Below are 16,333 nucleotides of genomic sequence, written 5' to 3'. Positions count from 1 at the left end.
CCGGGCCGGAGCCCGGCGGCCACCATCGTTCGTACGGGTTACTGGTCGAACAGGTAGTCGAACTCGCGCTCGCCGATCAGCCCACGCTCGTACGCCTCCTCGGCGCAACGGCCGGTGATCCAGCTCGGGTTGGTGTTGGTTCCCAGGTGTTTCAAGATGGCGCGGTGTGCGTCGCTCTCCTGGTTGCGAGCCGCCGCCAGAACCTGCTCGTCGCCGAGGCTGCGGATGTGTAGCGTGCCGTCGATCGCGCCGTGGCTGTAGTGCCGACGCCGCATCTCTTCTGCGTCGGGCTGAGGAAACCTCGGTTGGGTCTTCATACTGCCCCTCTCTCCAGTCGGACCGCCCGACGGTGGCGCGCCGCCGGACCGGAGCCCGGTGGCCACCATCACTCGTGCGACTCGCCGGTGATGGGGCTGGACGTTTCGCCACCCCCGCGCAGGTCCTGGACCTGCATATCCGGCTCTGCCTGGCGCAGCTTGTCCAGCACGACCGACACCCTCTCGGGCGTGAGCGTGGCGCGCGTAGGCTCCTCGGCCGGATACGCCACGTGCAACACCGCCTCCTGTGCGTCGGCGATGTCCTTCTGGTCGGGCCTGAACAGGTACACCGTGTCTCCAGCGGCCAGGAGGATCACCTTGTCGCTCATGACTTCCCCTCACTCCGCCACCTTGGCGGCCACCGTGCGGGCTCGGTCGTGCCGAGCCCGGCGGAAGCGGTCAGGTGACCCGGTACCAGCCCCGAGCGACGACGGGGCCGTGCGGCGACCGGTACTTGTCGAGGTTGAACCGCACCTCCACTCGGTCGCCCGGCATCCGTCGAACCGTCGGGTACACCCGGACCAGTTCGTCACCCGAGCGCATGAACGCCGAGACGATCCTCGGCTGGTCCTCGCTCGGTACCCCGGACCGCATGGCCAGGTAAGTGCACACCGCCGCCATGACACCAACCGTCGTTCCGCCGTCCCACAGGACGACGAACTCCAGGTCGGCGCCGACCTCATCCACCCACACCTCGTAGCCCACGACGCCTCCTGCCTCCGCCACCCTGGCGGCCACCGCGCGGGCTCGGACGCGCCGAGCCCGGCGGAAGCGGTCAGGGCAGCGTCACCCCTCGTCGGGGCGGGCGCGCAGCACCAGGCAGGTCGGGGAGAGTTGCGCCCGCGTCTCGACGCCGTCGATGACGAGCGCGTCACCGTCGGCGAAGCCCTGGAAGCGGTCCGGCTCCAGGAGGTCGGACGCGTCGAGCAACACGGCCACCTGCCGTTTGCCGCCCTCGTCGGCCGGGATCGCCTCCCGCATCTGCTGGAGGCTCGCGATCAGATCGTCCAAGTCGTACATACCTACTCCTTCTCGTGAGGTGAACGGTGTTGCATGACGGCCGTCTCCATAACCGCTGCCGCCGCCGGACTCGGTTACCCGAGCCTGGCGGCAGCGGTCAAGACAAGCCCGCGTCGCTGAGGATGCGGTCCAGGAACTCGTCCTCGACCCCGTCGAAGTTGCTGACGTGCTCGTCGTATTTGTCGAGCTTCGGGAGCAACAGCTCCCACTCCGCATCCGTCAACTCCCGGAAGTGACGCTCCACCACCTGACGGTCGACCCACGCCACGGCGATGCCCGCCCGCCGCGCGAAGTCGAGCAGTGCCTGGCCGGCGTCACCGTTGAACCTGTCGATGTACGCCCGGAACGGGTCCTCGTTCGACACGCCTTCCTTCCTTGCCCGCCACCCTGGCGGCCACCGCGCGGGCTCGGTCGTGCCGAGCCCGGCGGAAGCGGTCAGGCGCGCCCGTCGATGCGGTACCCGGCCTCGACGGTCGCGCCGTCCGGCCAGGTCACCACCACCGTGCGGTACGAGAAGTCGCTGCTGTCGAAGGGCTCGCGGTCCACCCGGACCGTGAGCGGGAACCGCTGCCCGCGCTCGTTCAGTCCGAAGACGCTCGGCGCGCCGGCCAGGTCCGCGAAGCCGTAGTCCAACCCCTCGAAGAGTTTGGTGAGGGTCTTCACCTCCTCCCACGCCAGACCCCGCTCCTCGTGCTGCTCGTCGCCGGCCTGCCACGTCAGCAGCACCGGCCGCAGGGGCGCGCACCCGGCCACCTCGACGGTCAGGGTGTCGCTCGCGGTCAGGGGGTTCTCGGCGTGTTCGGACAGCTCGACCAAGGAGTCGGCGACGGCTGCGTCCTCGAACCCCACCGTCACCCGCCGGCCATCGGCCAGCAGCACGGCACCCTTGGTGCCCCACGCCCACCCGTCGTCGTAGTCGGTGGTCCCGAAGGTCACCGACCGAACCTCGGCGAGCAGGGGCGGGGGGATGATGGTCGGTCGCGAGGTCAGCACCTCTGCGATTCCAGCCGGCAGCCTCTCCATCTCCCGCCGCCGGATCTCCGCCCGCACCGCGTCAACGGGGAACCGGGAGTCGTCGCCCAGCCCCCTGTACAGCGACCCCTCGTCCAGCCCGCGCAACTCCAAAGCCATACTGTTCATGATCACCTCTCTCGGCGCGCCCACCTGGCGGCCACCGCGCGCGCCCGACCGGAGCCGGGCACCACGGAAGCTGTCAGTTGTTGCCGTAGGTGTCGAACTCCACCGACCCGTTGGTCAGGTTGAGCGTCATGGTCGACGTCGACCCGACCGCGTCGTACCCGGACAGGTCCGCCACGAGAGCTTCGATCCGCACCGGCTCGCCACCTTCGTCGGACAGGTCGTACTCCTCCTCCTTGCCCCCATCCGAGAACGTTAACGTCGCGTACGTGTCGTAGAACCAGCCGTTGTCGTACACAGTGGACCCGAACACCGCCGTGACGGGCTGCGCGTAACGAAAGTCGCCCATCAGGTCAGCGTCGGCCAGCACACGCCGCCGCACCTCGGCGGCCAGCTTGGCTCCGGTCCGAGCGATACCCGCCTCGACCATGTCTTCCTGGAGCGCGTCCCACGCCTCCTCGTCCAGCGCCAGCAGTTGCTCACGCGTCGGCAATGCCACCTGTCGTCACCTCCCGGGCCACCACCCTGGCGACCACCGCGAGCGCCCGGCGCGGAGCCGGGCGTCACGGAAGCGGTCAGGTCAGTCGTCCACCGAGTCGCACTCCAGGTGGTACGCCCCGGTGATGTCGCGCCCCGTCGCCACCACCCGCTGCGGGTCGGACAGCTCGCATTCGGTGAACACGTCGCCCACCTCCAGGTCTCGCACGTTCACCTCCTCGTCGTCGCAGGTGACGGGGTACCACTCGTTGGCGTAGATGGCGCACCCGTCGTCGTCCTCGTGCGTCGCCTCGTCCTCGCGGGTCTGCGCGGCCCGCTTCGCCTCGTGCTCGCTGTCGTGCACACCGAGATCGACCACCTCGGCGGAGATCTCGTCCAGGTCGTCGGTGCGGGGAACCCACTCGACGCCCCACCCACCGTCGACATGCGGCCCCACCGACCAGTAAGCGTTGGTGCCATGCTTGCTGTCAGCGAACTGCTCTCGCGGGTCGTCTCCCCCCGCACTTTCCCAGTTCAGCGCCATGACTTCTTCTCTCCTTTGTCCACCCACCTGGCGGCCACGGCCACCGCCCGGCACCTGCCGGGCGGGACCGAAGCGGTCAGGCGTACTCGCGCAGCTTCTTCGCCACGCGCGCCGCGTACCTCTCGGTGATCTCGTCCACCGAGCACTTGAACTTGGCGGCCAGTGCCTCGGCGATGACCGCAGCGTTGGCCCGCCTCTCCGAGATGAAGGTCGGGTTGCTGTCCGGCCGCGCCTCCGACGAGCCGGCCAACACCAACTCATCCACATACTTGATCTCCGCCGTGCGGAGGGTGCGGAGGGTGTCCCCGCCCACCCGCAACTCCTCACCCGTCGGGGTGCCGATCAGCTTCGGGTCCTCGATCCGGGCCACCCTCGCCGCGTCGTCGGCGCGCCGCTGGTGCTTGTGCTTGCGCAGGTTGCCCCGGCTGGTCACGGCCACCCCCGTGGCCCCGCACTCGCCGCACTCGCCGAACGGCGTGTGGTACCGACGGTTCACGGTCTTCGGAAGAGTGTTGAGGCAGTCGCCCGAAGCGTCCGCCTCCGCCTGCGCCTCCGAACCGGGGGAGCGAAACCCCTCCAACACCGGCGCGTCCGGCACGCAGACCGTGCACACGTGCCACCCGTACAACTCCACCACCCCGGCGTCGTCCAACCCCGACGCCTTCGGGGCCAGGTTCCGCTGCGTCGACTGGTAGAGGGTCGAACACTGACCCTCCCGGTGGAGGTGCCCACCCGGCACGAACCACCACCGGGGCCACCGACGCTGCTGGTACGCCACCTCCAGCGGCGCCGCCTCGCCGGCCAGTCGATCGACCTCCCGGCGCGCCTCATCCTGCTGCTCCTGGGACGCGCCCTCCATGTCTCGGACTGCCTCGTGGTGAGCGAGATCCCACCACAAGCGCAGCAGGCGCGCGTCGATGCGCGCCGGCTCATCCTCGGCCGTTACCGGCCGGCTGTCTGCGGTCATCTCGACCACCCCTCGTGTAGTCCGCCCACCTGGCGGCCACTGCCACCCGCCCGACCGGAGCCGGGCGAGGACAGAAGCGGTCAGGCGCTCGCGAACTCGGGGGTGTGTGGCCCCAACTCCAACAGTTCGTGCGGGGCCAGCCCGAACGAGCCGTTGTCGGTGTGTACCACGACGCACCCCGGCGTCTCTCGCTCCGTGCCCTCGATTACCCGGGCGTACTCGAACTCGGCGAGCGCCTTGACGCTCTCGCTCACCGGGTACGGCAGCGCCATCAGGTCGATCATGTCGCCCGGCTTGACCTCGCTCGCCGGGCACAGCACCCGCGAAGCCGGGCACGGACCACGACCCAGCCGGGGCGACCCGGGGCACCGGTCGGACGCGTACGTTTCGGCCACCGTCTTGCTCGACCACCCGCAGTAGACGCCATCCGGCGTGTAGTGAGTATTGATTTTCCGGGACATCTCGACCTCCCCTCATGCCCGCCCACCTGGCGGCCACTGCCACCCGCCCGACCGAAGCCGGGCGAGGACAGAAGCGGTCAGGAACCGAAGACCTCGGGGTGCGCCGCCTTCCACTCACGCCAACGCGGCGACAGGTCGCTCTCACTGGGGCGCTCGGTGTGGCTGTGCATCCAGTCCATCACGGTTTCGAGCGAAAGTGGCCCCTTGACCCCGTCGTGGCCGACGCGCAAGGCGGGCGGCACCACCGAGAAGAGGTAGCCCCTTGTGAACGACCGGCGGCGGAACCCCCAGTCGTTCACCCCCCACTTGTGGAAGATGACGCCGTTCGCGCTGCCGTCCACGTCGAGCAGGCGACGCTCCATGCGCGCCCGGTGCGTGTTCTGCCCGTACCAGTAGGTCTTGTACTGCTCCAGGAACGAGGCGAGCATCCGCGTCTCGACCTCCGTGGGGCGCGCCTCCGAGGCGGCGTCGAACGCCACCAGGTACGCCCACCCCGGGTGGGAGCACGTCACCGCGATGCGGTGCTCCGTCAGCGGGTCGTCCCGCCGCGCGTCGTCATCGAACGGCCACGGCTCCGACTCCGGCTCTCCATACATGCTGTTACTCCCTTCATTGCCCGCCGTCCTGGCGACCACGGCCACCGCCCGGCGGGTGCCGGGCGGGACCGAAGCGGTCAGGTGTTCGCGGCTTCCGGAATGTGCGGCCCCAGCTCCAGCAGCGCGTCAGGGGCCACGCCGTACGATCCGTTGTTGGTGTGGACCACGACGCAGGTCCGCGTCTCCCGCTCCGTCTCCTCGACCACCGTGGCGTACTCGAACTGGGCGAGGTCCGCTGCCCCCTCGCTCACCGGGTACGGCAGCGACAAAACATCGATGCTGTCGCCGAGCTTGACCTCCCCGGCGGGGCACAGCACCCGCGAGTCGGGGCACGACTCGATCGCCTGGAACGATCGACCGAGGCACCCCGATGCAGGGTAGGCGTCCGACACCTCGACGCCCGACCAGCCGCAGAACTCGCCGTCGGGCTGTCTGTGTTCGTTGATCCTCCGGGACATCTTGCTCCCTTCCTCCGCCCACCTGGCGGCCACGACCCCGCCCGACCGAAGTCGGGCGGGACCGAAGCGGTCAGAACTCGTAGCGGTTCGCGCGCACGGCGCGCTTTTCCACCCGCCGCACCCACCGACGGGCACCGACCTTGCCCCCGGCGAAGTCGACGGACAGCTCGTCCTTGTAGTGGATGGGCTTGGACGGCTTGGTCCGCCCGCCGACCGCACCGTGCCGCTTGACCTTGGTCCGCTGCATCATCGCCTCCATCTCAAGCTGCCGCCCTGGCAACCACCACCCACGCCCGGCTTCCCGGGCGTGGGTGGAAGCGGTCAGGATCGAGGTGGCGGGAACCAATCCCACACGGGGACGGTGACGGTGTAGTCCTCCCCGTTGTGCGCCTGGCGGATGCCACGGCGGAAGCGCCAGACGGCCAGCTCCACCATGTCATCAGTGGCTCGCAGCTCCGACGTGCTCGTACGGATGGTCGCCGGACCACCCGAACACTGCACCACCCGATCGTCCCGGTAGGTGCGCGCCTTGAACGTGATCGACCCACCGTCGATCGGCCCAACCATCCCGCCGATAACTCCGATGTCACCGATCTGAACCAGGTCGCCCGCCCAGTCCTACGGCGCGGCCAGCCGCACCGCATCACCCGCCATGACCATTCTTTCGGCAGCCACGCTGCCCCCTTTCTCCGTCCAGCCGTTCGCTCGACGGTGGCCAGCGCACCGGGCGAACCCGGTGCGCCACCATCACCCGAGCGCACAGGTCAGGCTAGCCACGCACCCACCAGGTGCCGGCGAACTCGCCGCTGTCGATGACGACCTCGGAGTAGTCGCCCCGCACGTCGCTGGCGTACCGCTTCCAGTCGACGTACGGGGCGACGTGGGCGACCTCGCCCAAGTCCTCCGCCTGGGTCCGGGCGTACTCCTGCCAGTGGTCGTCGGCGATCAGGTCCCGGCTGTTCGAGTCGGCGAACTCGGCCGCCATGGGCACCGAGTCCAGCCCGAGCAGCAGGTGGTACACGCTGAACCGTTCCCACTCCCGGCCGTCCTGGTGGAACGGCTCAACAGGGGGCTCGTGGCTCAGGCTGATGTTGAACTCCCGGGCCAGCTCCATGAGCCCGGCCACGGGCACGGACTGCGGGAGCAGGCGGGTCAGATCCTTGTACGCGGCCATCGTCGGCCCTTTCTCCTGTCGAGGCGTTCGCTCGACGGTGGCGCGCCGCCGGACCGAGGTCCGGCGGCCACCATCACCCGAGCGGGTGATCAGAAGGTGAGCGCGACCTCGCGGACAGCCTCCCGCACGTCGCGGTACGCGTTGCGGGAGTTGTACGCGCCGTTCGTCGCGTTGTGGAACCCCGCCGGACCCTGCTGGTAGTCGCCGTCCTGGCGGAGCAGCAGCTCGATCACCTCGCCGAGGATGTCCGTCGGAGGCACGCGCTTGTGCCACTCGACGGATAGGTACGTGTCGTCGCCGTCCTCGGTGATGGTCACGTCCGACGCGTTGTAGATGTCGGTCAACACCCGCTCCACCGCTCGGACCACCTCGGAGGTGGCCGCGTCGTACGGGCCGATACCGAACTCGACCCACCGGATCTCCTCGATCATGGAGATGCCGACCCCGTCGTGCGGGTCCAGCTCACCGACGTCGACCCGGCTGCACAGGTCCTTCTGTTCCACCTCGTACCCGGTGTGGCTGGTCGAGACCAGCTCGACCACGGGGGTGTCGAGCAGGCTCGACACCCGGCACGCCGATGCACTGTTGCTGGTCATGGTGCGACCCTCTCCCCAATCGAGTCGTTCGCTCGACGGTGGCCAGCGCACCGAGGCGAACCCCGGTGCGCCACCATCACCCGAGCGGCGCGTACGGCTTCCATCCGGGAACCGGCTCGCCCGCGAACCAGCGTCCCTCCTTCTCGTACAGCGCCACGTACGGGCCAGTGACCTTGTCCTGCTCGGCCCTCTTCTTGGTGGGGTAACTACCTAGCACCGCCCCCGTCGCGTCGCAGAGATCCCAGCGATGCGGCGAAACCTTTCGCACCTGCCAGGTGCGTGGCGGGTTGGCGTCGTGCTCGTCCGGGGTTCTATGCAGCGCCATCGCTGGCCCCTCTCTCCAATCGAGTCGTCCGCTCGACGGTGGCCGGCGCACCGGAGCGAACCCCGGTGCGCCACCATCACCCGAGCGGGCGCGGTCAGCCCTTGCGGCGGCGCAACGTGATGTACGTACCGCTCTCCGCCCGACCCTGGCCGGACCAGTGCGCCCCGTGCACGTCGGTCGCCTTGACGTACGTCTTGCGCGCGGCCTTGCTGACGTAGTGCTCCGTCACCGTGCCGAGGGTGCCGCCCGGCCAGGTGGTGACCCGCTTGTTGTCGGTCGACAGGTAGACGGTCATCACATCGGCTGTCTTCATCCGCTCGACCTCGAACGCGGTGCAGCAGTCGTAGCAGCGCTTCTTGCCGTCCTCGGTGGTGCCGTACCCGGTGGTACCCGCCGCCCCCATGCCGGGGGTGTCGGCCAGCTCGCGCCAGTTGGGCACGAGCCAGAAGTCGGGCTGCGCCAGGTGCCCGCAGTCGACCACCCGCCGGTACTTGTCCTCCCGCAGCGCGATCACGTGCGCCATCTCGACATCCGTCACCAGTCGGTTGCTCATGAGTGAACTCACTTTCCGCCGCGCCGTGCGGCTCACGGCCACCCGCCGGGCACCAGCCCGGCGGGTGGCCGTCAACGAACGGCACTGTGATGACGCCAGTCGGACCCACGGGCCCGGCCGGCACCATCGACCCACGGTCAGTCCTCGCTGTAGTCCTGCCTGCGGGCGACCGACAACGACTCCAGGATCTGCGTACCCGGGTCACCCTCGATGAGGCTCCGGTCGGTCAGGATCGACTCCCCGTCGGCCCCGGGGAACGCCCGCTCGATGACCGACACGGTGGCTCGGAAGACCTCGCCGTACGGCCCGTCCATGTGTTCCATGTCGTACCCCGCCTTGTCGAGGGCGGCGAGCGCTCCCGACAGCATGATCAGGGCCGCGTCCACGTTTTCCCTGACCACGTCGGGCGTGGGGTCGGGGACGTGCATGATATTGGCCGGCGACATGGTGACGTAGACCCGTCCGCTGTCACCCATGGCTTGCCTCACTCTCTCCGTCGCACCGTGCGGCGGTGGCACCCGCCGGACCGCAGCCCGGCAAGCACCATCTTCCTCACGGTCAGAGGCTCACGGCCGGGGTGACAGCCGAACCTCGCGCACACCCTCGTCACCCGGGTAGTCGTCCTCGTCCTGCCCCTCCACAGTGGGCCATACGTCACGACCACCCTCGGCCCACGCTTCCTCGACCTCACTCTGACAGGTGCGCGGCCAGGTCGGTCGCATGTCGTAGTCCTCCAAGGCCAAGAGAGCCCCGTCGGAGTTGTAGAACCCGACCCCCATGCACCACGGGTCGTCGCGCTCCTCCACCGCCACGCGGATCATCTCCGCGTCCGGGTAACGCGCGCGCACCTTCCGACTGAGCGCGGCAACTTCGATCAGCGTGCCGCCCTCGATCCGGGAGCGCTTCGCCACCTGCATGATCGACTCCATCTCCTGGAAGTCGACTGCGCTCATCTGGCCGATCCACTCCGCGATGCGCTTGCGCTCACGAGCCTCCACCGATACCACCTCCCCTGGCCGCGCCGTGCGGCTCACGGCCACCCGCCGGGCACCAACCCAGCGAGGACCGTCAACGAACGGCGTTCAGGCCTTGAGGTTTCGGCGCGCCTCCACCAACGCGCCGAGGATGTTCCGCCCCTCCTCGCCGTCGTACGAGTGGCGGTCGACCACCACCGCGTTTCCGTCGATCCCCGGAAAGGCTCGCTCGATGACGGACACGATCGCCCGCTGCACCTCCCCGTACGGCCCGTCGGTGTGCTCCATCTCGAACCCGGCCCGGTCGAGCGCGGTCAGCGCCCCCGACAGCAGCACCAACGCCGCCTCCACGTTTGGCACGTAGACGGCCGGCAGTTCGTCCGGCGTGATGAAGATGTCCACCGGCGGCGTGGTGAAGATGACCTTCGTGCCGTCGACCATGATCTGCCTCGCTTTCCGGCCGCGCCGTGCGGCTCACGGACACCCGCCGGGCCGAAGCCCGGCGGGGACCGTCAACGAACGGCGCGCTGACTCCAAATTTCCTGGCGGCCACCGCGCGACCCCATCCCGCACCAATTGGCGCGGAGGTTGCCTAACAGAAGCGGTCAGGAAATGAGGAACGGCCGCCTTGACAACCACCGTGCGACCCCCTTCACCGCGCGTGGCGTGTGAACGAAGCCGGACTGAAGTTGCCAGGGCGACCGCAAACCCATCACTCCTGACAACCACCGTGCGACCCCCTCCGCGTGCGTGGCACGCGAACGAAGCCGGACTGAAGTTGCCAGGGCGGCGATGGGCCGTCCCCACAAGACCGCCGTTGGTGGCGGTCGCGTCGCTCGTGAGGCGGTGAGGCCGTCCGGACACGTGGCCCAGCCGGCACCATCACCAACACGCGCTACCGACGCGGTTAGGGGGCAGCGTAGTACGTCCCCACAAGACCGCCGTTGGTGGCGGTCGCGTCGCTCGTGAGGCGGTGAGGCCGTCCGGACACGTGGCCCAGCCGGCACCATCACCAACACGCGCTACCGACGCGGTTAGGGGGCAGCGTAGTACGTCCGCATCATTCGGCGTGGCCCCCGCCGGACCGAAGTCCGGCGAGCACCCGCGTGGAACGGTGCTGCGCGTCGCGTCAGCCGGGGTACGCCGACAGCGCCCGGTGCAGCCGGTCCACGTACAGGTCCGGCACCGGGGCGACGGACTTACCAGCGCTGTCGGTGTAGGTGATGAACGCGTCCATCAGGTCGCCGTCGTCGTTCAGGACGAACACGGCCCGCGCATCCGGCCCGTTCAGGTGCAGGTAGAACACCTCCACCCGGCGGGACTCCCGGCCGTAGTGCTCCGCCTCGCCCGCCTCCAGGGCCGTCAGCGTGTCGGTCACGATCAGCTCCGCCGCCTGCGCCAGGGTGCCGGTCACGACGGTGGCGGAGGTGATGGTCGGACGCTCGTAGTGGATCATTGCTGCCTCACAATCCCGCCGCACCGTGCGGCGTGGGCACCCGCCGGACCTGAGTTCGGCGAGCACCCGCGTGGAACGGTGCTGGCGCTACAGGGAATCGGCGTCGAGCAGTCGCGCCGCCCGCCGGTCCGCGAGGTCCGCCCGGCCGAAGTCCAGGCAGTCGACCGCCATGATCAGGAAGCGGTTCGCTGCGTGGAAAGCCCACTCCCCTCGGTGGCTTCGAACGACATGGAGGTACGTCCGGATTACCCCGGCCGTCAGTGCCGCGCACTGTTCCGGGTCGTGCCGCTCCGGGTGCGCCGGGATGGCCGCGTACATCTTCTGTTCCACGAGTCGCGCGGTCTCAGCCTGCGGAGACCTTGGGCCGGGCTGCTGACCCAGCTCCGCCAGCTTGGCCAGGTTCCGCGCGACCATTGCGGCCTCGTTCCTGATGGTGGTCTCCAGCGTCCTGCGGATGTATTCCAGGGGGCATGGTCCGCTTCCGGCGCTGCGACGCGCGGCGGCGTCGATGTCATCCACGATGTTCATGGTCAAGCTCCACTCTCCGTCACCCGTGCGACGGTGGCCACCGGCCGGGCGAACCCGGCCGGCACCATCACCCGCACGGCCAGCTCAGCTCCGCGATGATGTTGCGCAGCTTCGTTACCACCTTGGATCAGACCTCGGACAGCTCGACGTGTGCGGCGTGCGGGTGGTCGACCGGAAAGGCGTAGGCGGTGATCGGGTTCAGCCCGATCACCCCCGACAGGCGCTCACCGGCCGGACCGTACTCCCACAGCCCGATACCCTCGCCGTTGGAGTCGTAGTAGTACAGCTCGCCCGCCCGGTACCACTCACCACCGAAGTGGCCCACGTACGGCGGGTACGCCTCGCGAGCGATGGCCGCGCACACCTCGGTCAGGTCGTCGTGGAACGTCTCGGCGAACTCTGCGATCCGCTTGACGAACCGCTCCCGGTCGTCCGGACGGATCGCGTCCACCTCCCACCCCATCCGGGGCGAGTGGTAGTCGGTGGCGTTGGCCGTCTGCGTCTCCACCGTGTGGTCAGCCCCGACGATCTCGGCGTTGTCCAGCAAGGCGCGGGCCACGCCGTGGAGGAACGACTGCACGTGCGCCTCTAACACGTCGTCCGGGTCGTCCGACGACGGGGTGAAGATGCTGTAGTTGGTCACGATCAACCTCTCGATGCCGCGCCGTGCGGCTCACGGACACCCGCCGGACCGAAGCCCGGCGGGGACCGTCAACGAACGGCGTTGCGCGCCAGGGCTACAGGTCGAACTCGCGGGACTTGCCGCGCGGCCGACCCGGCCCCTCGTGCTCCCACGAGATGCGGGCGCGGCCCGTCACCCCGACGTGGCGCGCCAGCTTCTCGGCCAGCGACCGCCAGTGCGGCGCGTCGATGTGCGGCACGGCGGGATGCTCCCCGCCGTAGACGTACACCCCTCCGCCCCCACTGACACGGGTGCCGGCCAGCAGTTTGCGGGCACCGGGGTCTTCCGGAGACATCACGCCCTGCACGTGGATGTGGGCGTACTGGTCGTCCATCTCAGGGTTGTCGATCACGTCGATATCGACAGCAAAGCCGCCGTGTGCGCCACCCATGGTGTCGCCTCGCTTTCTCCCGTCCGTCCGTGCGAACAGGTGGCAGGCCACCGCGCCATCGCGCAGTGACCCACCATCCGTGCACGGTCAGGCCGCCGACTCCAGATCGGCCAGGTGCTCGCACTCGACGTCGGTGCACTCCCACACGTACAGGCGGGAGTTGTCGGAGACGTCCCTCAGGTGCGCCTCCTGCGCCATGCGCCGGATCGTGTCGTGCCACAGGTCGGACCGACCGACGTAGATCGGCGCGTCGGCCCGACGGTTGTCGAAGTTGTGCGCCATGGTGGCGAGAGCGTCACTGCGCTTGTGCGTCTTCCACGCACCCTCGAAGTCGCCGCTCTCGGCGAGGCCTTCCGCCCCGTCGGTCTCGGCACCAGCGGACCGCTGGCACTCTTCGGCGATCAGGTCCGCCAGGGTCGGCATGTCGGTCGCGGTACCGTACCCGTCGCTGCCGTCCGGGCCGTAACCTACCAGACCGGTTGCCACGTGCCAGTGAGCGCCCATGCGGGCACCTCCCATCACTACTTGCGCCGCGCCGTGCGGACACATGGCGCGGCACCGTGCGAGACGGTGCCGGCCAAATGTGCACGATCAGTCGCACTCGCCACCCGGCGTGCCGCACCGGCACACCGCCTCCCGCAAGGTGTCACCGGCCCGGTGGACCATGTACTCCAGCGCGGCCAACGGCGACGCGAACCGCTTGTCGTACGCCGACACGGGGATGCTGTACACGTCACCCGCCGTCGTGATGCGGAACCGACCGCGCGGGGTGCGTTCCACCTCCATCAGGCACGTATCGCTGTGCGCACCCGCCCATGCACGAACGTGGGACGCGTCCCGCTCGGCGTACATCTCATCCGTGATGTCGCGGTTGTTCTCCCGGTCGCAGAACTGCCACCAGTACAAAACCTCAGCCATGCCTACCCCAATCCTGTCGGGCCACGGCCCGGCACCGGGCGGATGCGTCCGGAGACGCGGCGCACGGTGTCGTGCCGGTGTGCTGACAGGTCAGGCGTTCAGTCGGGCTGCACCTCCCAGTCGTTCAAGATCCGGTACTGACCGTTCCGCACGAAAACCGAGCTGCGCGGCACGACCGAGGAGCCGCTGAAGGTCAAGACCTCGCCGCGCTTGTACGCGCCCCGGTCGGCCGTCAGCTTGACGGTGATCTCCTGTCCGGTGCCGGGTGCCCCGGCGCGCCCCTTGACCGACTCCACCCGGCACGGCACGAGGGGCGTGCCGATCACGTCGAGGTAGGCCAGGTCGCCGGACTTGAGAAGCTTGTCAGCCATGGAAATATCCCAATCTGTCGGGCCACGGCCCGGCACCGGGCGAAAGCGCCACGTGGGCGCACCGCACGGTGCCGCGCCGGTAGCTGGACAGGGTCAGGGCTACAGGTAGGTACGGCAGAGTCCCTGGTGGGTGCTGGTGGTCCGGGAGTAGTACGTGTCGGGCACCCGGACCGTTCCGTCCGTCGTCACCCACGCGATCGGGGTGGCCCACGACAGGACGGTGTACGTGATCCCCGCGCCGTCCCGGTCGGCCTCGAACGCCTTCCGGTCGTCGTCGCTCAACCGCCCGGCGTCCCAGACCTTGCCGGTGGTCGCCGACATGGCGAACCCGGGCCGACGGAACGCCTCCCGTCGGGTCAGAGCCGAGATGGTCCGCCGACGTGCTGCACCGTGAGTAGCCATTGTGAATCCTTCGGACTTGAGACGCGCCAATGAGTCATGGCACGCGGAAAGGCGCTCATCAGAGATGACTCCCACCGCGCGGGCACGTTTCTTGCCGAGAGGTTCGCTGTTCGCCAATCTGTCGGGCCATGACTCGGCACCGGCCGACGGCGCAGGAAGCGCCGCGTACGGTGCCGAGTCGATCGCTGACAGGTCGGGTGGTAGATCATCGATTGGCGGGCCGCCGGTCCAAGTCCCACGCGGCCATCCGGCTGATCTGGTCGATGCGCCACCCACCGGCCTCGCCGGCCCAGCGGCCGTCCGAAACCCGCACGCGGTGGTGCTCGGAAACCGCAGGCTTGCGAACGGGACCAGCGGGCAGACGCTCAACGTAGCCGTCAACCTTGACATTCTCTTCGGCCGCGAAGTCGATCGCGTCGCCGTCGCCGAAGTTTACCGTGACCCACTGCTGTCCGGTCGATTCCCAACCCGCGCCACTCATGATGAACGGGGTGACCATCTTGATTTGGCGACCGAACACACGCATGCCCGGTCGCAGCTTGCCCGCCTTCATTTTCCGCAACCCTTCGTCGGATTCTCGATGCCTATGCGAAGAGATGGCACCCTAGCTGCATGGCAGCTAGGGTCCCGCCCACTCGCATGGGTGGATTAGCTCGGATCGTGGGCCGATGGCGCAACGCGAACACGCGCCATCGGCCCCCGATCGCAGAGTCGTCGGGCATCTCTCAACAATCAATACGCGACGTTTGGATGGACGTCGGGAAAGATCCTGATGAGATCAACCGTCGGACTCGATGAAGCTTGAAGGGATACAATGCACAGGAACTATGTCCAATGCACCCCTAGACCTCGCATCTAGGTCGCAGCCGCACCGCATCGAGTGGTTCCAATGCAGTGTTTTGGGGGTCTGCCAACCCCGACAAAGACAACGTTTCCGCCTACATTCTGCAATTCATTCCTCCTGTCAATAGTCAGAATGTAGCGTGTCGGACCGCTTTGCTAACTGGCGTGGGTGAGCTATCCTGCGCAGCCACCACATGCCTTGCGGCACATGTGCTACGACGCGACCACCCTTTCGGGGGTTACGTCTATGGCGCACCGGTTCTAGCCGGATCGTAGGTTCTCCCTGACGCACGCCGAAGATGGTTACCAACCTTTTCAGTTGGCCGCAATGTCTCTTCGGCACCGCCCGCCAAGACGGGCGGCGGTAGCTGCGATCTCCGCAACTTTGCCACCAACGGCCTACACCCAGAATGCGGGTTTCGTCCTAATTGGGTTCTCCGCTCATGCCGCCGCTGATAGACACGGCAATTCGGATTATTGAGTTCTCAACCGGGTTTGCCGTTGCCGACGAACCCAACAACCAACGTTTCCGAAATTCGTCTCCGGACCGGCCCCGCGAAAGGGGTGGTATCCGAGACCTTTCGGCCCTGGCTTACTTTCATAATTCAACTTGCTGCGCTAATTCAAGCACACGATCGGCGAGTTTGTCAAGCCGGGCCGACTTTCTGTGTTCTTGCAGGTCAGCAGTGGTGTCGGGTGCCCGTTCTGCCGGTATGCGTTGAGTGACCGGGCGAGAGTGGTTGAATTCCGACGCTGACCGGCCCAAACGATGACCGGCGTGACGTTCGCCGCTGTGTAGTTGACGTTGCGCTAACGAGCCCCCTTCCGGGGCCGGTGCTCCACCTCCCGGCTTCCCGGTCGGCGTTGCGCAATCAGAATGCGCGTCGACCCCCGGTTTGTCAAGCCGGACCGACAAACAATTTCCGGACCGCACTGCATTGTCTTGTGTGTGCTGTGCGTCTGCCCGCGTGGCGCGCGATCGAACACGATTGCAAGGCGATAGTCAAGGGGTGGGCGGGGTACCCCCGGGGGGTGCCGCCGTCGCCCGCCCCGGGGCGTACTGGGTGTCGCGGTGCGCCCGGTTTCGGAAACTTTGGCGGGCTCCGGAATGACCCTTCCCAGAACGGTGTCGGTGGCCCCGTC

The 16,333-nt window shown here is 68.3% G+C and carries 29 protein-coding genes; all 29 read right to left on the bottom strand.

Features of this window, described 5'->3' with window-relative positions; genetic code table 11:
- Positions 1-38: 38 nt before the first annotated feature.
- The 29 genes from ACQUFX_RS13360 to ACQUFX_RS13220 all read right to left on the bottom strand — a co-directional run bounded on the left by ACQUFX_RS13360 (position 39) and on the right by ACQUFX_RS13220 (position 14,900).
- A complete protein-coding gene (locus ACQUFX_RS13360) occupies positions 39-317 on the bottom strand; it encodes a hypothetical protein (protein WP_428966356.1) in 279 nt (92 codons plus the stop codon).
- Between the two features lie 68 nt (positions 318-385).
- Positions 386-646, bottom strand: a complete 261-nt coding sequence (locus ACQUFX_RS13355) for a hypothetical protein (protein ID WP_428966355.1) — start codon at positions 644-646, stop codon at positions 386-388.
- A gap of 70 nt (positions 647-716) precedes the next feature.
- The gene (locus ACQUFX_RS13350; RefSeq protein WP_428966354.1) at positions 717-1,022 is read right to left on the bottom strand and encodes a hypothetical protein; all 306 of its coding nucleotides are present in this window, start codon (positions 1,020-1,022) and stop codon (positions 717-719) included.
- An 81-nt stretch (positions 1,023-1,103) separates the two neighbouring features.
- Complete coding sequence (locus tag ACQUFX_RS13345) at positions 1,104-1,337, bottom strand: hypothetical protein (RefSeq protein ID WP_428966353.1); 234 nt, start codon at positions 1,335-1,337, stop codon at positions 1,104-1,106.
- 97 nt (positions 1,338-1,434) lie between these two features.
- Entirely contained in the window at positions 1,435-1,701 is a 267-nt protein-coding gene (locus ACQUFX_RS13340) for a hypothetical protein (RefSeq protein ID WP_428966352.1), read from the bottom strand.
- Positions 1,702-1,772: 71 nt separating this feature from the next.
- Complete coding sequence (locus ACQUFX_RS13335) at positions 1,773-2,477, bottom strand: hypothetical protein (protein ID WP_428966351.1); 705 nt, start codon at positions 2,475-2,477, stop codon at positions 1,773-1,775.
- Positions 2,478-2,550: 73 nt separating this feature from the next.
- The gene (locus ACQUFX_RS13330; RefSeq protein ID WP_428966350.1) at positions 2,551-2,973 is read right to left on the bottom strand and encodes a hypothetical protein; all 423 of its coding nucleotides are present in this window, start codon (positions 2,971-2,973) and stop codon (positions 2,551-2,553) included.
- 81 nt (positions 2,974-3,054) lie between these two features.
- Positions 3,055-3,495, bottom strand: coding sequence for a hypothetical protein (locus ACQUFX_RS13325; protein ID WP_428966349.1), 441 nt, complete (start codon positions 3,493-3,495; stop codon positions 3,055-3,057).
- A 76-nt stretch (positions 3,496-3,571) separates the two neighbouring features.
- The gene (locus ACQUFX_RS13320) at positions 3,572-4,354 is read right to left on the bottom strand and encodes a hypothetical protein (protein WP_428966348.1); all 783 of its coding nucleotides are present in this window, start codon (positions 4,352-4,354) and stop codon (positions 3,572-3,574) included.
- 188 nt (positions 4,355-4,542) lie between these two features.
- Complete coding sequence (locus tag ACQUFX_RS13315; protein ID WP_428966347.1) at positions 4,543-4,782, bottom strand: hypothetical protein; 240 nt, start codon at positions 4,780-4,782, stop codon at positions 4,543-4,545.
- Positions 4,783-5,000: 218 nt separating this feature from the next.
- The gene (locus ACQUFX_RS13310) at positions 5,001-5,519 is read right to left on the bottom strand and encodes a hypothetical protein (RefSeq protein ID WP_428966346.1); all 519 of its coding nucleotides are present in this window, start codon (positions 5,517-5,519) and stop codon (positions 5,001-5,003) included.
- A gap of 77 nt (positions 5,520-5,596) precedes the next feature.
- Positions 5,597-5,977: a hypothetical protein gene (locus ACQUFX_RS13305; protein ID WP_428966345.1), complete on the bottom strand. Its 381-nt coding sequence runs from the start codon at positions 5,975-5,977 to the stop codon at positions 5,597-5,599.
- Positions 5,978-6,047: 70 nt separating this feature from the next.
- Positions 6,048-6,329, bottom strand: coding sequence for a hypothetical protein (locus tag ACQUFX_RS13300; protein ID WP_428966344.1), 282 nt, complete (start codon positions 6,327-6,329; stop codon positions 6,048-6,050).
- 417 nt (positions 6,330-6,746) lie between these two features.
- Positions 6,747-7,151: a hypothetical protein gene (locus ACQUFX_RS13295; RefSeq protein WP_428966343.1), complete on the bottom strand. Its 405-nt coding sequence runs from the start codon at positions 7,149-7,151 to the stop codon at positions 6,747-6,749.
- A gap of 89 nt (positions 7,152-7,240) precedes the next feature.
- The gene (locus ACQUFX_RS13290; protein WP_428966342.1) at positions 7,241-7,747 is read right to left on the bottom strand and encodes a hypothetical protein; all 507 of its coding nucleotides are present in this window, start codon (positions 7,745-7,747) and stop codon (positions 7,241-7,243) included.
- 76 nt (positions 7,748-7,823) lie between these two features.
- The gene (locus ACQUFX_RS13285) at positions 7,824-8,072 is read right to left on the bottom strand and encodes a hypothetical protein (RefSeq protein ID WP_428966341.1); all 249 of its coding nucleotides are present in this window, start codon (positions 8,070-8,072) and stop codon (positions 7,824-7,826) included.
- 94 nt (positions 8,073-8,166) lie between these two features.
- Positions 8,167-8,625: a hypothetical protein gene (locus tag ACQUFX_RS13280; RefSeq protein WP_428966340.1), complete on the bottom strand. Its 459-nt coding sequence runs from the start codon at positions 8,623-8,625 to the stop codon at positions 8,167-8,169.
- 137 nt (positions 8,626-8,762) lie between these two features.
- On the bottom strand, positions 8,763-9,101 hold the full coding sequence (locus ACQUFX_RS13275) for a hypothetical protein (protein WP_428966339.1): 339 nt from the start codon (positions 9,099-9,101) through the stop codon (positions 8,763-8,765).
- A 90-nt stretch (positions 9,102-9,191) separates the two neighbouring features.
- Positions 9,192-9,623, bottom strand: a complete 432-nt coding sequence (locus ACQUFX_RS13270) for a hypothetical protein (RefSeq protein ID WP_428966338.1) — start codon at positions 9,621-9,623, stop codon at positions 9,192-9,194.
- A gap of 84 nt (positions 9,624-9,707) precedes the next feature.
- Positions 9,708-10,040: a hypothetical protein gene (locus tag ACQUFX_RS13265; protein ID WP_428966337.1), complete on the bottom strand. Its 333-nt coding sequence runs from the start codon at positions 10,038-10,040 to the stop codon at positions 9,708-9,710.
- 688 nt (positions 10,041-10,728) lie between these two features.
- Positions 10,729-11,055, bottom strand: coding sequence for a hypothetical protein (locus ACQUFX_RS13260; RefSeq protein WP_428966336.1), 327 nt, complete (start codon positions 11,053-11,055; stop codon positions 10,729-10,731).
- Between the two features lie 87 nt (positions 11,056-11,142).
- Entirely contained in the window at positions 11,143-11,589 is a 447-nt protein-coding gene (locus tag ACQUFX_RS13255) for a hypothetical protein (RefSeq protein ID WP_428966335.1), read from the bottom strand.
- Between the two features lie 121 nt (positions 11,590-11,710).
- Positions 11,711-12,226, bottom strand: coding sequence for a hypothetical protein (locus ACQUFX_RS13250; RefSeq protein WP_428966334.1), 516 nt, complete (start codon positions 12,224-12,226; stop codon positions 11,711-11,713).
- Between the two features lie 94 nt (positions 12,227-12,320).
- Positions 12,321-12,617 (bottom strand): hypothetical protein, encoded by a 297-nt coding sequence (locus tag ACQUFX_RS13245; protein ID WP_428966333.1) that lies wholly within the window; start codon positions 12,615-12,617, stop codon positions 12,321-12,323.
- A gap of 126 nt (positions 12,618-12,743) precedes the next feature.
- Entirely contained in the window at positions 12,744-13,160 is a 417-nt protein-coding gene (locus tag ACQUFX_RS13240; protein ID WP_428966332.1) for a hypothetical protein, read from the bottom strand.
- Between the two features lie 87 nt (positions 13,161-13,247).
- Complete coding sequence (locus tag ACQUFX_RS13235; protein WP_428966331.1) at positions 13,248-13,574, bottom strand: hypothetical protein; 327 nt, start codon at positions 13,572-13,574, stop codon at positions 13,248-13,250.
- Positions 13,575-13,672: 98 nt separating this feature from the next.
- Complete coding sequence (locus tag ACQUFX_RS13230) at positions 13,673-13,945, bottom strand: hypothetical protein (RefSeq protein ID WP_428966330.1); 273 nt, start codon at positions 13,943-13,945, stop codon at positions 13,673-13,675.
- A gap of 99 nt (positions 13,946-14,044) precedes the next feature.
- Positions 14,045-14,347: a hypothetical protein gene (locus ACQUFX_RS13225; RefSeq protein ID WP_428966329.1), complete on the bottom strand. Its 303-nt coding sequence runs from the start codon at positions 14,345-14,347 to the stop codon at positions 14,045-14,047.
- A 205-nt stretch (positions 14,348-14,552) separates the two neighbouring features.
- Positions 14,553-14,900: a hypothetical protein gene (locus tag ACQUFX_RS13220; protein ID WP_428966328.1), complete on the bottom strand. Its 348-nt coding sequence runs from the start codon at positions 14,898-14,900 to the stop codon at positions 14,553-14,555.
- Between the last annotated feature and the right edge of the window lie 1,433 nt (positions 14,901-16,333).

Source organism: Micromonospora fluostatini, assembly GCF_050410825.1.
GTDB classification, from domain to species: domain Bacteria; phylum Actinomycetota; class Actinomycetes; order Mycobacteriales; family Micromonosporaceae; genus Micromonospora; species Micromonospora rosaria.
This window is presented reverse-complemented; position numbering and strand designations above follow the sequence as displayed.